12 protein-coding genes and 1 other annotated feature are annotated in these 14,307 nt (G+C 48.6%); all 12 genes read right to left on the reverse strand.

What is annotated here, in order from left to right:
- Window positions 1-16 precede the first annotated feature (16 nt).
- The 12 genes from leuD to ATG71_RS02040 all read right to left on the reverse strand — a co-directional run bounded on the left by leuD (window position 17) and on the right by ATG71_RS02040 (window position 14,307).
- Window positions 17-622 (reverse strand): 3-isopropylmalate dehydratase small subunit, encoded by a 606-nt coding sequence (leuD, locus tag ATG71_RS01985; RefSeq protein ID WP_098438279.1) that lies wholly within the window; start codon window positions 620-622, stop codon window positions 17-19.
- 12 nt (window positions 623-634) lie between these two features.
- Window positions 635-2,050, reverse strand: a complete 1,416-nt coding sequence (leuC, locus tag ATG71_RS01990) for a 3-isopropylmalate dehydratase large subunit (RefSeq protein ID WP_098438280.1) — start codon at window positions 2,048-2,050, stop codon at window positions 635-637.
- Between the two features lie 112 nt (window positions 2,051-2,162).
- On the reverse strand, window positions 2,163-3,275 hold the full coding sequence (gene leuB / locus ATG71_RS01995; protein WP_098438281.1) for a 3-isopropylmalate dehydrogenase: 1,113 nt from the start codon (window positions 3,273-3,275) through the stop codon (window positions 2,163-2,165).
- A gap of 62 nt (window positions 3,276-3,337) precedes the next feature.
- The gene (locus tag ATG71_RS02000) at window positions 3,338-4,888 is read right to left on the reverse strand and encodes a 2-isopropylmalate synthase (RefSeq protein ID WP_098438282.1); all 1,551 of its coding nucleotides are present in this window, start codon (window positions 4,886-4,888) and stop codon (window positions 3,338-3,340) included.
- Window positions 4,875-5,906: a ketol-acid reductoisomerase gene (gene ilvC / locus ATG71_RS02005; RefSeq protein ID WP_098438283.1), complete on the reverse strand. Its 1,032-nt coding sequence runs from the start codon at window positions 5,904-5,906 to the stop codon at window positions 4,875-4,877. The genes ATG71_RS02000 and ilvC overlap by 14 nt, the downstream gene beginning before the upstream one ends.
- A gap of 49 nt (window positions 5,907-5,955) precedes the next feature.
- Window positions 5,956-6,480: an acetolactate synthase small subunit gene (gene ilvN / locus ATG71_RS02010; protein WP_034761039.1), complete on the reverse strand. Its 525-nt coding sequence runs from the start codon at window positions 6,478-6,480 to the stop codon at window positions 5,956-5,958.
- Window positions 6,477-8,198: an acetolactate synthase large subunit gene (ilvB, locus tag ATG71_RS02015; protein ID WP_098438284.1), complete on the reverse strand. Its 1,722-nt coding sequence runs from the start codon at window positions 8,196-8,198 to the stop codon at window positions 6,477-6,479. Before ilvB ends, ilvN begins: the two co-directional genes overlap by 4 nt.
- A gap of 74 nt (window positions 8,199-8,272) precedes the next feature.
- Window positions 8,273-8,533, reverse strand: a binding site (T-box leader).
- A gap of 2 nt (window positions 8,534-8,535) precedes the next feature.
- On the reverse strand, window positions 8,536-10,203 hold the full coding sequence (gene ilvD, locus ATG71_RS02020) for a dihydroxy-acid dehydratase (protein WP_098438285.1): 1,668 nt from the start codon (window positions 10,201-10,203) through the stop codon (window positions 8,536-8,538).
- A gap of 15 nt (window positions 10,204-10,218) precedes the next feature.
- A complete protein-coding gene (ilvE, locus tag ATG71_RS02025; protein ID WP_098438286.1) occupies window positions 10,219-11,118 on the reverse strand; it encodes a branched-chain-amino-acid transaminase in 900 nt (299 codons plus the stop codon).
- A gap of 494 nt (window positions 11,119-11,612) precedes the next feature.
- Entirely contained in the window at window positions 11,613-12,758 is a 1,146-nt protein-coding gene (locus ATG71_RS02030) for a homogentisate 1,2-dioxygenase (RefSeq protein WP_098438287.1), read from the reverse strand.
- Window positions 12,706-13,689 (reverse strand): fumarylacetoacetate hydrolase family protein, encoded by a 984-nt coding sequence (locus tag ATG71_RS02035; RefSeq protein ID WP_098438288.1) that lies wholly within the window; start codon window positions 13,687-13,689, stop codon window positions 12,706-12,708. The genes ATG71_RS02030 and ATG71_RS02035 overlap by 53 nt, the downstream gene beginning before the upstream one ends.
- 6 nt (window positions 13,690-13,695) lie before the next feature.
- Window positions 13,696-14,307: a flavin reductase family protein gene (locus ATG71_RS02040; RefSeq protein WP_098438289.1), complete on the reverse strand. Its 612-nt coding sequence runs from the start codon at window positions 14,305-14,307 to the stop codon at window positions 13,696-13,698.

Here is a 14,307-nt window from a genome sequence, read left to right on the forward strand (position 1 = left end):
ACTTCAGTGTTATCCATTAAATTCCCAAGTCACTCACCTCATATTTTTTTTCGTAGTCTTCGATATTCGTACCGTAATGCAGGGTTAAATCGATTTCATCCAGACCCTTCAGAAGCATCGTCTTCCAATAAGGATCAATGTCGAAGGGGACGCGAAGCCCCTCAGAATCACAGATGGTCTGGTGCTCAAGGGACACTTCAATTTTATATAAATCCACTTGATTCTCATTTTTCATAAGAGCATCGACTGTTTTTTCATCCAGTTGAATCGGCAGGATCCCATTCTTTAAACAATTGTTATAAAAAATGTCCGCGAAGCTCTTCGCGATGATCACCTGAAATCCATAGTCCTGAAGGGCCCAGGGTGCATGTTCCCGGGAAGACCCGCACCCAAAATTCTTTCCTCCGAGAAGAATCTCGGAATCCCGGTATTTGGGGGTATCCAATAAGAAGTCATGTCTCAGGGACTTCCCATCGTCTTCAAACCGCCAATGATAAAATAAGAACTGACCGAAGCCTTTCCGCTCGATCCTTTTCAAGAATTGTTTCGGTATGATTTGATCCGTATCTACGTTGTCCCTCCTGAGAGGAAATACATTCGCTTCCACATGATTGATTGCCACCCTTTTCACCTCCTATGAAATCGGCATTTTTTCAAGCTTTCGTACGTCAGTCAATTTTCCGGTCACGGCCGCCGCTGCCGCCATGGAAGGACTGAGAAGATGGGTTCTTGAACCATTACCCTGTCTGCCTTCAAAGTTCCGGTTGGAAGTCGATGCACAGCGTTTGCCGGGTGGGACGATGTCGTCATTCATGGCGAGACACATGCTGCAGCCCGCTTCCCTCCATTCAAAACCAGCTTCTTTGAAAATTGTATCCAAGCCTTCCTCTTCTGCTCTTTTCTTCACTTTAAACGAGCCGGGAACAACCAATGCGGTGACTCCCTGCTTCACACTGTGTCCTTTTACCACTTCAGCCGCCGCCCTCAAGTCGCTCAAGCGTGAATTCGTACAAGAACCGATAAATACATAATCAACCTCGATGTCCTCGATCCTCATTCCGGCTTCAAGCCCCATATAATGAAGCGCCCGCTCAACCCCTTCCCTTTCAGAAGGGTCCACGTACTCATCCGGGTGAGGGACGGACCTCGAAATCCCGGCCCCCATCCCCGGGTTCGTCCCCCATGTCACATGAGGTTCGATTTCCTCACCCTTCACCTCAATTCTGTGATCATAGGTGGCGTCATGATCGCTTGAGAGGGATCGCCACTCTTCCTTGCACTGTTGGAATGATTTATTCTTAGGAAGGTATTCCCTGCCCTCTAAATAGTCAAAGGTCGTTTCGTCGGGACTGATCAATCCGGCTTTCGCACCTGCTTCAATGCTCATATTACAGACGGTCATTCTTTCTTCCATGGACAGATTGCGAATCACGTCTCCCGTGAATTCGATGACATACCCGGTACCGAAACCCACTCCATAAGTGGAAATGATGTTCAGGATCACGTCTTTTGCCGTGACACCGAATCCGAGTTTCCCTGACACTTCGACTTGAAGGGTCCGGGGCTTCGATTGCCACAGTGTCTGGGTCGCCAGTACATGCTCCACTTCACTCGTCCCGATCCCAAAGGCCAATGCCCCGAACGCTCCGTGGGTTGAAGTATGACTGTCTCCGCACACGATCGTTTTCCCCGGCTGAGTCAGACCCAATTCAGGACCGATGACGTGGACGATTCCTTGATCGGGATGATGGATGTCTGCGAGGGTGACGCCGAATTCTGCACAGTTATTTTTCAACGTTTCCATTTGCAGTCGGGCGATCTCATCTCTGACAATGTGACGCTCTCTTGTCGGAACGTTATGGTCCATGGTCGCGTAAGTCAGATCGGGTCTCCGCAGCTTACGATCTTTCAGGCGCAGCCCCTCGAATGCCTGAGGGGACGTTACTTCATGTACAAGGTGAAGATCGATATACAATAAATCCGGCTTGCCCTTTTCCCTGTGTACGATGTGCTTTTCCCATATCTTTTCGATGATATTTTTCCCTGCCATGAACTCCCTCCTGGTTTGGTAAGACTTTATTTCAATGAAGACTGTTTCAGTTAGCGAGTGACCGTTGATTCCAGCTCCGGCCACCCTCGTGTTAATACGATGAAATTATCTATTACAAGTATGCTGCCAGGATGGAAGACAGGGCATGATCCGCTTCCAGACGCTCTACGACCAGCTGACTCATGGCACCCGTTCCGACCACGGTTCCGCGTCCCATCGTCCACAGGTCTCCTGTCCGGTAGCCTGCATTCAGGACTTCCTGGACTCCCATTTCGATCATTTCCGCTTCTTCTTTCAAGCCGAAGGAATGGCGGAGCATCATGGCAGCCGATAGAATCATAGCCAGTGGATTGGCTTTTCCTTTTCCGGCGATATCAGGGGCTGATCCGTGAACGGGTTCGTAAAGCCCGAAGGAGTCCCCTCTTAAACTGGCGGAAGGAAGCATTCCGAGTGAGCCTGTGATCATGGAGGCTTCGTCGCTCAGGATGTCACCGAACATGTTCTCCGTCACGAGCACATCGAATTGTTTCGGCTGATACATCAGCTTCATGGCTGCGACATCCACAAGCATGTGTTCGACTTCTACATCCGGGTATTCAGCCGCCACTTCGTTCACGACTTCCCGCCACATTCGACTCGTTTCCAGAACGTTTGCCTTGTCGACGGACGTCAATTTTTTCTTGCGCTTCTGAGCCAGCTTGAATGCCTTGTGAACGATCCGTTCGATTTCACTTTTTTCATATACCAGGGTGTCGACGGCCACTTCATCCTGTTTCCCCTGGCGACCGGACGGCTGACCGAAGTACAATCCTCCTGTCAGCTCCCTGACAATCACCAAATCTACTTCTTCCACAATCTCCCGTTTGAGCGGGGATGCCCCCAGTAAACTTTCAAATGCCTTCACCGGGCGCAGATTCGCGAAAAGGTCGAACTCTTTGCGGATGGCCAGGAGCCCTTTTTCAGGACGGATTTCTTTCGGCAAGTGCTCCCATTTCGGTCCTCCGACAGCCCCTAGTAGAACGGCATCGCTCTCTTTACAAAGCTTGATTGTTTCAGGAGGTAACGGTGTACCGAAGCGATCAACGGCCGATCCTCCGATGAACCCTTTCTCCACTTCGAATTCATGACCGAACCAATCACCCACTGCCTTCAGTACTTCTAATGCCCCGTCCATAATCTCTTGACCGATACCGTCTCCTGGTAGTACAGCGATTTTTTTCTTCATTAGAATTACCTCCTGTTTTTTGGGTTTGGTAGAGGAGCCTTGAAATCCTAGGCTCCCCTTGTTTATAAGCTCGCTTCCACTGCTTCTTTCTCTTTCATGTGTGTTCGCTGTGCCGAGCGATTCACGGCGTTTAAATATGCGCGGGCCGATGCTTCCAATACATCCTGAGCGGTTCCGCGTCCGCTTGTATTTTCACCGTCATACTCCAGTCGGACATACACTTCGGCAAGGGCATCACGGCCGCCGCCCACTGAGTTGATTTTGTAATCCAACAGTTTTGACCTGCCCGGCAGGATTTTTTCAATGGTATTGTAGATGGCTTCCACGCTTCCGGATCCTGTTGAAGCAAGGCGGGTTACGTTTCCGTCTTCAAATTTCAATTCGATCGTGGCCGTCGGGATATTGTCCATCCCGTATTGAACCTGCATTCTTTCCAGGGTAAACCCGACACCTTCCGTCATTTCCGTCTGCTTATTCGTCAGGATGCTGAAGAGATCTTCATCGACGATTTCCTTCTTCTTATCCGCAAGATCTTTAAATGTGTGAAACGCTTCGTTCAACTTTTCATCCGTTAAATCAAAGCCCAGCTCGACGGCTTTGTTCTTGAACGCGTGACGTCCTGAATGTTTTCCAAGGACGAGACGGTTGGAATTCACTCCGATCAGTTCCGGTGTGATAATTTCGTAAGTTGTTTTCTCTTTCAATACGCCATCCTGATGGATGCCTGATTCATGGGCGAAGGCATTGTCCCCCACAACCGCTTTGTTAGCCGGTACCCTCATGCCCGTCAGCTTGCTGACAAGTGAGCTTGTTTTCTTGATTTCATCCAACTTGAGTCTGGTCGTGGCTCCGTAGAAATCTTCACGGATCCGAAGGGCCACAGCGACTTCTTCCAAGGCTGCATTCCCGGCACGTTCACCGATTCCATTGATGGTTCCCTCAATTTGATCGGCTCCGTTTTCGATGGCTGCAAGGGAATTGGCCGTCGCCATACCAAGGTCATCATGGCAGTGTGCCGATAGCTTTACCCCATTGATGTTGGGTACATTTCCTCTTACGTATCGAAACAATTCGCCGTATTTATGAGGGGTGATATACCCTACCGTGTCAGGAAGATTGATGACGGAAGCTCCTGCATCAATGACCCTCTCCATGATCTTCACTAAAAAGTTGAGATCCGATCTGCACGCATCTTCCGCCGACCACTGAACCACCGGGAAAAATTTCTTCGCGTACTGAACGGCCCTGACAGCTGTATCGATGACCTGATCCGGTGACATCTTCAGCTTATGTGTCATATGAATGGGCGACGTTGCAAGGAAGACATGCAGCCTTGGTTCCGCCGTTCCTTTAAGGGATTCCCAAACGGCATCGATGTCCCGCTGCTGCGCCCGCGCAAGTCCCGTTACCGAGCTGTTCTTGATGGTGGAACCGATCCGCTGCACGGCATCGAAATCCCCTTTTGAAGCTGCAGGAAATCCAGCTTCAATGACGTCCACCCCGAGTCTCTCCAGCTGCTTTGCCACCTCGATCTTTTCAATTGTATTCAGATTTACGCCCGCTGACTGTTCTCCGTCTCGTAGAGTCGTGTCAAAGATCTCAATGGTTCGCACTCGCTACCACTTCCTTTTCTTTAGTTGAAGGTTTCTGTACAAAAGGCATCATTTTACGAAGTTCCCTTCCAACGACTTCGATCGGGTGCTGACTTTCACGCTGATTGATGGCGTTGAATTCCGGACGGTTCGCCTGATTCTCCAGGATCCATCCCTTCGCAAATTTTCCTGTTTGGATATCCGTCAATACTTCCTTCATGCGGGCTTTCGTTTCTTCATTCACTACCCTTGGACCTGAAACGAAATCTCCCCATTGAGCCGTGTCAGAGATCGAATAGCGCATTCCTTCCAATCCCTGTTCATACATCAGGTCAACGATCAGCTTCAATTCATGTAAGCATTCGAAATAGGCGACTTCTTTTTGATAACCGGCTTCCACCAGCGTTTCAAATCCTGCTTTGACAAGGGATGTCACCCCTCCACAGAGGACTGCCTGTTCCCCGAATAGATCGGTTTCCGTTTCTTCCTGGAAGGAGGTTTCGAGGATTCCTGCACGTCCTGCTCCTACCCCTTTTGCATACGCCAGGGCAAGTTCCGCGGCTTGACCTGAAGCGTCTTGATAAACACCGAAGAGTGCAGGTACCCCGGCTCCTTCTTCAAAGGTCCTTCTTACAAGGTGCCCCGGTCCTTTTGGTGCAACAAGGAAGACATCCACATCTTCCGGAGGGACGACTTGATGGAAATGGATATTGAATCCGTGTGCGAATGCGAGTGCTTTGCCTGATGACAGGGCCGGCTTGATTTCTGCTTCATATACTTTCGGCTGATGCTCATCCGGCAGGAGAACCATGATGACGTCCGCCTGTTCACATGCTTCCCGGACGGAGTAGACATCGAAGCCGTCCTTTTCCGCCTGGTCCCACGACTTTCCTTTTCGTAATCCCACTACAACATCAAATCCGCTTTCCTTCAGATTTTGAGCATGTGCATGACCTTGTGAGCCATAGCCGACAACCGCTACTTTCTTCCCTTTTAAAACCTCTTCATTCACATCTCCGTTATAATATACCTTTACCATTTCCCTCATCCTTTCCGTTTTTTGAATAATAAGTTTTTTCAGATTGCTTCTAATTCACAATTGAATACTGTTTCAGGTCTGTGACCGACTTTCCATTTCCCCTGGCGAATGCCGTGATCCCTGTCCGGGCGATTTCTTTGATGCCATAGGGTCTTAATAAATCGATGATCGCTTCTATCTTGGAGGTCTCCCCCGTTACCTGGACGGTTACGCTGTCCCTTGCGACATCAATGATGGCGGCTCTGAAGGGTTCCACGATCCCATTGATTTCGGACCTGGTCTGCCCTGTACTCAATACCTTGATAAGGGCCAGTTCCCTGGCAACGACTCCTTGATCCGTGATGTCTGAGACCTTGAGGACATCGATCTGTTTATGGAGCTGCTTCAGGAGCTGTTCGATTTTACGATCGTCTTCCACGTTGACGACGAAGGTCATTCTCGAAATCCCTTCCGTCTCTGTATATCCGACCGAAATACTTTCAATGTTGAACTGACGCTTTGTAAACAATCCGGTCACCCGGTTCAAGACACCGCTCCGGTTATGAACAAGGGCTGTCACAATCCGTTTCCTCATGGTTTCACTCCTAACATTTCGTGTAATCCTTTTCCTGGAGCCACCATCGGGTATACATTCTCCTTCGGGTTCACCCAGCAATCGATGAGCACCGGTTCATCACTTGTTAAGGCTTCTTTTAAAACAGAATCGACTTCTTCCTGAGTCTGTACTTTATATCCCTTGATCCCATATGATTCAGCCAGCTTCACAAAATCAGGCTGGGTGGAGAACACCGATTGTGAGTACCTCTCTTCGAAGAAGGTTTCCTGCCACTGTCTCACCATTCCAAGTGTGCCGTTATTGAGAAGGACCACTTTCACAGGGAGGTTCAGCTCTTTCAGGAGGACGAGCTCCTGGAGAGTCATCTGGAAGCCCCCATCTCCTACAAAAGCGACCACTGTACTGTCCGGGTTTGCCAGCTGTGCCCCGATCGCTGCGGGGAATCCGAATCCCATCGTGCCAAGTCCTCCGGATGTGACCCAGTTATTCGGCTTTTTAAAAGAATAGTATTGGGCGGCCCACATTTGATGCTGCCCCACGTCCGTGGTGACGACGGCTTCCCCGTTCGTCATCTCGTACACCTGCTCAATCAACCGCTGAGGGGATAATACATCATGAGCCTGGTTATACCAGAAAGGATATTCCCTTTTGTATGATTTAAGATGCTGATGCCAGGCATCGAAATCGGGCTTCTCGGTCTCATGTTGAAGGAGTCTTGAAAGGGCCTGTTTCGAATCGGCCACAATCGGGATCTGGGTTTCAACGTTCTTCCCGATCTCAGCCGGGTCGATGTCGATATGAACCACTTTGGCCCTTGGTGCAAAGGTAGCAAGATTCCCTGTTAAACGGTCATCAAAACGGGCACCGATATTGATGAGCAAGTCACATTCATGGATGGCCATATTACTTGCATAACACCCGTGCATCCCCGCCATACCAAGAAACAGGGCATGGTCTGCCGGGAATCCCCCTAATCCCAATAAGGTGTGAACCACCGGGAGGTCATATTGTTCAGCGAACGCCTTCAATTCCTCTGTCGCCTTCCCGTGAAGCACTCCAGCCCCTGCCAGGATGACGGGCTGCTTCGACACCTTGATCGCATCCACCAGCTTTTTGATTTGGAGGGGATTCGGATTAAAGTTGGGCTGATAACCGGGTAAGTCCATTTCCACTTGGTGTACCGGGTAGGCCTGCTGCAATGTCAGGTCTTTTGGAATATCGACGAGTACCGGCCCGGGCCTCCCGGTTGATGCGATATGAAAGGCTTCCTTCACGATCCTCGGTAAATCTTTAATGTCCCGTACCTGGTAATTATGCTTGGTGATCGGCATCGTGATGCCTACCACATCCGCTTCCTGGAATGCGTCGGTTCCGATGACCCCTGAAGCCACCTGCCCCGTAAAGACGACCAGCGGAAGGGAGTCCATCATGGCATCGGCGATCCCCGTCACGAGATTCGTCGCACCGGGTCCTGACGTGGCGATGACCACACCCGGTTTTCCCGATACCCTTGCGTATCCTTCTGCGGCGTGGATGGCCCCTTGCTCATGACGGGCGAGTACGTGCTTGATCGGGGCTTTGTAAAGAGCATCGTAAATCGGCAAGACCGCTCCTCCAGGGTACCCAAACAGAATCTCAACCTTTTCCTCCTTCAAAGCTTTCATGAGCATATCAGCACCGTTGACGTTTTCTGTCAGTGTCTGTGAAGCCGGTTCTGCCTCTACCTTCGCTCTCATTGCCTATCTCCTCCATTTCTTACTTTTTTTAAACAAAAAAGACCTTTCCACCCACTACGACAGAGTTCATCTTTCGCAGGGGCGAAAAGGTCTTATGTCCTTTCCACGGTACCACCCTAGTTTTAGAGATGAAGAGTATCATCTCCCTTGGCAGGCTGATCGATTTCACCAGCCTTTGTTTTTGTAACGAGTATCATCTACTCGATCGTTCCTACTTACACGGTTCAGAACGATACTCAGAGGGGATGTCGGTATTGGTTGTATTACTGGTTTGCAGCACCACCAGCTCTCTGTAAATACGGTTCCCAACCCTTTTACCTCTTCAACGTTTTAACATTTATTCTGTTTTCAAGATGCCGCCTGTACTCGCTGATGTAACAAGTTTTGCGTATCTTGCTAGATATCCTTTTTTGATTTTCGGAGGAGGCTGTACCCACTCCTGTTGTCTGAACTTCAACTCTTCTTCCGAAACCATAAGGGAAATCGTCCGGTTCGTGAGATCAATGAAGATGGGATCTCCATTTTCCACCACGCCGATCGGTCCTCCTTCAGCTGCTTCAGGGGAGACATGACCGATTGAAATGCCCCGGGATGCTCCTGAAAATCTGCCGTCTGTCATGAGGGCGACTTGCTTCTCAAGCCCGCGTCCTGCAATGGCTGCCGTCGGTGCAAGCATCTCAGGCATCCCCGGTCCGCCCTTTGGACCTTCATATCTGATTACGACAACATGACCTTCTTTCACTTCTCCGCTTTCAATTCCGGCAAGGGCCTCATCCTGGGATTCATAGACAATCGCTTCACCCATGAATGTTTTAATGGATGGGTCGACTGCCCCCACTTTGATGACACCGCCATTAGGAGCAATATTCCCGAAGAGGACGGATAATCCCCCGACTGGACTGTGGGCATTTTCCCTGCTGCGGATGACATCATCATTTTGAATATGAGCATCCTTCACATTTTCATAAAGGGACTTTCCTGTAACGGTGATGCGGTCTTTGTGTACGGCTTCCATTTCACACAGCTCTTTAATGATGGCGCTGACCCCTCCTGCATTGTGAACATCCTGCATGGAGTAATCCGAGGCCGGGCTTATCTTGGATAAATAGGGAACCCGCTCAGCGACTTTATTGATCCGATTGATGTCGTAATCAATTTCTGCCTCATTGGCAATCGCCAGCGTATGGAGGACCGTATTCGTTGAACCTCCCATCGCCATGTCTAGGGCGAATGCGTCATCGATCGTATCCTCCGTTATGATATCTCGTGGCTTGATATCTTTTTTCACCATTTCTACAAGATGTTTCGCTGCGTCCTTTATCAATTTGTGCCGTTCTTCCGATGTGGCTACGATCGTCCCGTTCCCTGGTGGAGCCATACCAAGCATTTCCATCAAGGAATTCATGGAGTTCGCCGTGAACATACCGGAACATGATCCGCAAGTCGGACACGCGTTGGCTTCGATGTCGAGAAGTTGTTCCGCCGTCATCCTTCCTGACTGATGGGCTCCTACTCCTTCGAAAACGGAAACGAGTGATAATGGCTTTCCTTCACTTGATACTCCCGCTTCCATCGGACCTCCCGATACAAATACGGAAGGGACATTGGTTCTGACTGATGCCATTAGCATTCCCGGTGTGATCTTGTCACAGTTCGGGATGTAGAACACTCCGTCGAACCAGTGAGCATTGATGACGGTTTCTGCTGAGTCGGCGATCAGTTCCCGACTCGGGAGTGAGTACCTCATTCCGATATGACCCATGGCGATCCCATCGTCGACACCGATCGTGTTGAATTCAAAGGGGATTCCCCCCGCTTCACGGATCGCTTCTTTCACCACCTGGGCGAATCCGTTTAAATGCATATGACCTGGAATGATGTCGATGTAAGAGTTACACACCCCGATAAATGGTTTTTCCATGTCTTCCAGCTTGACTCCCGTCGCATAGAGTAAACTGCGGTGGGGAGCCCGGTCGATCCCTTTCTTGATCATGTCACTACGCACGTCATCACCTCCAACTTAGCCGACTTGAGCATTTTGTTTGTAAACTTTTCTTCCATCCTGCGTGACAGTGTTTCTGAAATCCTGCAATAATTGATTTGTATACTTTCCAGGTTTTCCGTCTCCGATGACACGTCCGTCAACTTTCACAACGGCGATGACTTCAGCGGCAGTTCCTGTTAAGAACACTTCATCTGCTGTGTATACATCATGCCGGGTGAAGACTTCTTCTTTCATCACGAAACCTGATTTTTCCGCGATTTCGATGATGGCATTCCGGGTGATCCCTTCGAGGGCCCCTACATATCCTGGCGGCGTAAGGATTTTTCCTTTTTTCACGATGAAGATGTTATCGGCTGATCCTTCTGCTACATATCCCTGATCGTTCAACATCAATGCTTCGCTGACGCCTGCAAGATTCGCTTCGATTTTAACGAGAATGTTATTTAAGTAGTTTAATGATTTAACTTTCGGTGACAGAACATCCGCACGATTTCTCCGGCTTGCGACGGTAACGATATCAATGCCCGTTTCGTATAAGCTTTTAGGGAAAAGGGCCAGCTGTTCCGCGATGACGATGATCTGTGGCTTTTTACAAGTGAATGGATCCAACCCCAAGTTTCCAACACCCCTGGATATGACCACCCGTATGTAGGCATTCTCGAGTTTATTTTTTTTCAATGTATCAACGATAATGTCGCTCATCTCTTCTTTTGAAAGCTCAATGTGCAACATGATGGATTTGGCTGAGTCATAAAGGCGATCAACATGTTCATCCAGACGGAACACGTTCCCATCGTACATTCGAATCCCTTCGAACACTCCATCTCCATATAGAAAACCATGGTCGTACACAGATACAACTGCGTCTTCCTTTTTTACATATTGCCCGTCTAAGTAGATCCACTGTTCGTTCATGTTAATCATTCCTTTCCCGGTTGAAATTTATTTGATTACTCGGAAATTTATATTTGCAACGAAAGTACGTTGACTGTAAGCCTGTTGAGAGGGGGCTGAATCGGTTTATGACTGCCGCTTCCCCCCGGCTCAGGTTTTTTTATTGAGGACAATATTACTCCCGTTTCACAGGAAGGTCAACAGGGTTTTTGTAAATTATTTGACTATTTAGATTAATCTGATTATAAGTAAACGCTTACATCTTTGTCCTAATAGAGTTTATGGTGAGAAAAAAATATTTGAGATTTTTTTCATTAGAGGGGTGAATGGTCATTCAGAAGTGGCGAATATCTCAATCAAAAATTTTTCGACAAAATCCTACAGGAATGGGGTTCCGGGGAGTTTGTACCCAAGGCGGATCTGATCCGGAATGGAAAGCTGAAATCTATTTTTAGCAATAGGCATGTTCACTCAAAAAAAAATCAATCCAGAGACACGCCTCTGGATTGATTCTTCTATACCCATGTATACATATAATTCTGATCTTCGACATCGTTTGCTTTTTTGACGATTTTTAACGGCTTGAAGGTATCGATCATGACAGCGAGCTCCAACGTTTCTTTTTTTCCGATACTGGCTTCCGTCTTTCCTGGATGAGGTCCGTGTGGAATGCCGCTCGGATGGAGGGTAATCGATCCTTCCTTGATTCCTTTCCTGCTCATGAAGTTCCCTTCCACATAATACAGCAGTTCGTCACTGTTCACGTTGCTGTGATTATAGGGTGCCGGGATCGATTCCGGATGATAGTCGTATAATCGCGGCACGAATGAGCAGACAACGAAGTTATGACCCTCAAAGGTTTGATGGACAGGCGGTGGCTGATGGACACGCCCTGTGATCGGTTCGAAGTCTTCTATGTTGAATACCCACGGATACAAATATCCATCCCATCCGACGACGTCCAGTGGATGGTGATTCAATACGTGGGAATGGAGTGCTCCCCTTGACTTGGTGATCACTTCAAATTCGCCTTTTTCATCTTTGGTTTCAAGCTTTTCCGGTCCCCGCAGATCCCGTTCACAAAACGGGCTGTGTTCCAGCAGCTGTCCGTACTCGTTACGGTAGCGACGAGGGGTGGTGATCTGGCTGAAGGACTCGACGATCAGCATCTTCGTCTCTTCCTCAGGAACGACACGGTAGATGGTTCCGATCGGAATTACCACATAATCACCTTTTCCATACGTGATGGTTCCGAACATCGTCTCTACCTTTCCTTTACCAAAATGGATATAAAGCATTTCGTCTCCATCACCATTCCGGTAGAAGCTTGTCATCTCTTCTGTGACATAGGCAGTTCCAATCAATAAATCGGAATTACCAAGTAAATACTCACGGCTCTTTAAGGCACAGCCTTTCTTTTCTACTTTGTCTGTAAAGAAATGTCGATGGCGCAGAGCACCCTCTTCCTCAAATTCCGGCATATAACTGCCTAAATACTCTGTTTTCGCCACAGCCGTCGGCAAATGATGATGATACAGAATCGACTGTGTTCCCGAGAATCCCTTCGTGCCCATCACCTGCTCCCTGTAGAGGGTCCCGTCGTCCTTTTTAAACATGGTGTGACGTTTGTGAGGTATGCTCCCCATTTGTCGATAGTACATGGTCTTCCTCCTCTCTTTTCTCTGCAATCGTATTCTTTAAAACCCCTAATCCCTTAATCTCTAGTTCCACTACATCCCCTGGCTTCAACCACGGGTGCTTCTCGGGACCAAGCTCTAAAATGCAGCCGGTTCCGACCGTACCGGATCCGATCACCTCACCGGGATACAGGGTGACGTCTTTCGATGCACGTTCGATCATGTCTCCAAATGTATAATGAATATCCTGATAATTCCCCTGTGACAAGAGCTTCCCATTCACTTTTGCCGTCATAGGAAGGTCAAGACGGTCACCACTGCGATACGTATCCACCTCATCCTTCGTCACTAAATAAGGGCCGAAAGAGGTGGCAAAATCCTTTCCTTTTGCGGGACCGAGTCCGACTTTCATTTCATGCTTCTGGATGTCCCTTGCACTCCAGTCATTCATGATGAAATAACCGTAAATATAATCTTCTGCATTGTCTCGGGAAATGTTCCGGCCTTCTTTTCCGATGACGCAGGCGATTTCCAGTTCGTAATCGAGCCACTCACAGCCGGCAGGTTTCGCGATGTGATCGCCGGGACCTTTTACAGCTAAGTGATTGGTGAAATAAAACACGGGAATGTCATACCATTCCGGCACCACATCGAGTCCCCTTCGTTTACGGGCCGTTTTCACATGCTCCTCGAAGGCATAGAAATCCCGGATGCTCACAGGCCTTGGAACCGGCGCCGTCAGGGTGATACCACGTATTGAATGCACTCCCTTGTCTTTTTCCAAAAAACTGCCGAGCTCCTTCATCCTTTTTAAGCCTTCGTCACCAAGTTCGATGATGGATAACATATCTTTAGGAAGTGAGCCTCCGCTCACAGCATGGATGTCCACGACAAGTTCATCCTGAACCATCCCCGCCTTTACTTCTCCATCTATTAAAAAACTAACCAACTTCACGTGTCATCACCTTTTTCGAATCAATTCAAATGAATCGGATAATGGTTTGGTGTACATCTGACCGGCAAGCCTTCCCACCGGTTTGAGTTTCTCTGAATCTATTTTCCCGTCATAGTAGAGTTCATCATTGATCCTGACACACTCCACCTTCCCGATGACAAGGCTTCCTGCACCGGGATGATCACCGAAGTGAAGAACCTCATGAAGCACACATTCCAACTGAACCTTGCTTTCCGTCACTCCAGGAGGTTTTACCGTAATGGACTCCTTCTTCGTCAGCCCGACCTGATCAAATTCATCCACGACGGATTCAAATTCGATGGCACAGTTGTTCATCTCCTCCACAAACTCTTCACTGACGATGTTGATGACAAATTCCTTCGTTTTCTCGATATTTCGGAGGGTATCCTTTTTGCTGCCATCTTTCCCTCTTCTCATAGGAGAGAAGCAGACGAGCATAGGCTCTGCAGAAATCGCCGTAAAGAAGCTGTATGGAGCGAGGTTCGCATTCCCATTTTCATCAATGGATGATACAAAGGCAATCGGCCTTGGCAGAATCGAACCGATCATCAATTTGTAAGCTGCCTGCCACTCAAGCGTCTGGGGTTTGATATCCAT

It is taken from the genome of Bacillus sp. es.034, from assembly GCF_002563655.1.
GTDB lineage: Bacteria > Bacillota > Bacilli > Bacillales > Bacillaceae_B > Rossellomorea.

Coding starts and splice junctions, on each gene's coding strand:
- leuC (WP_098438280.1), bottom strand. CDS start 2,050: ATGGCAGGGAAAAATATCATCGAAAAGATATGGGAAAAGCACATCGTA.
- leuB (WP_098438281.1), bottom strand. CDS start 3,275: ATGAAGAAAAAAATCGCTGTACTACCAGGAGACGGTATCGGTCAAGAG.
- ilvC (WP_098438283.1), bottom strand. CDS start 5,906: ATGGTAAAGGTATATTATAACGGAGATGTGAATGAAGAGGTTTTAAAA.
- ilvN (WP_034761039.1), bottom strand. CDS start 6,480: ATGAGGAAACGGATTGTGACAGCCCTTGTTCATAACCGGAGCGGTGTC.
- ilvB (WP_098438284.1), bottom strand. CDS start 8,198: ATGAGAGCGAAGGTAGAGGCAGAACCGGCTTCACAGACACTGACAGAA.
- ilvE (WP_098438286.1), bottom strand. CDS start 11,118: ATGAACGAACAGTGGATCTACTTAGACGGGCAATATGTAAAAAAGGAA.
- ATG71_RS02030 (WP_098438287.1), bottom strand. CDS start 12,758: ATGTACTATCGACAAATGGGGAGCATACCTCACAAACGTCACACCATG.
- ATG71_RS02040 (WP_098438289.1), bottom strand. CDS start 14,307: ATGGATATCAAACCCCAGACGCTTGAGTGGCAGGCAGCTTACAAATTG.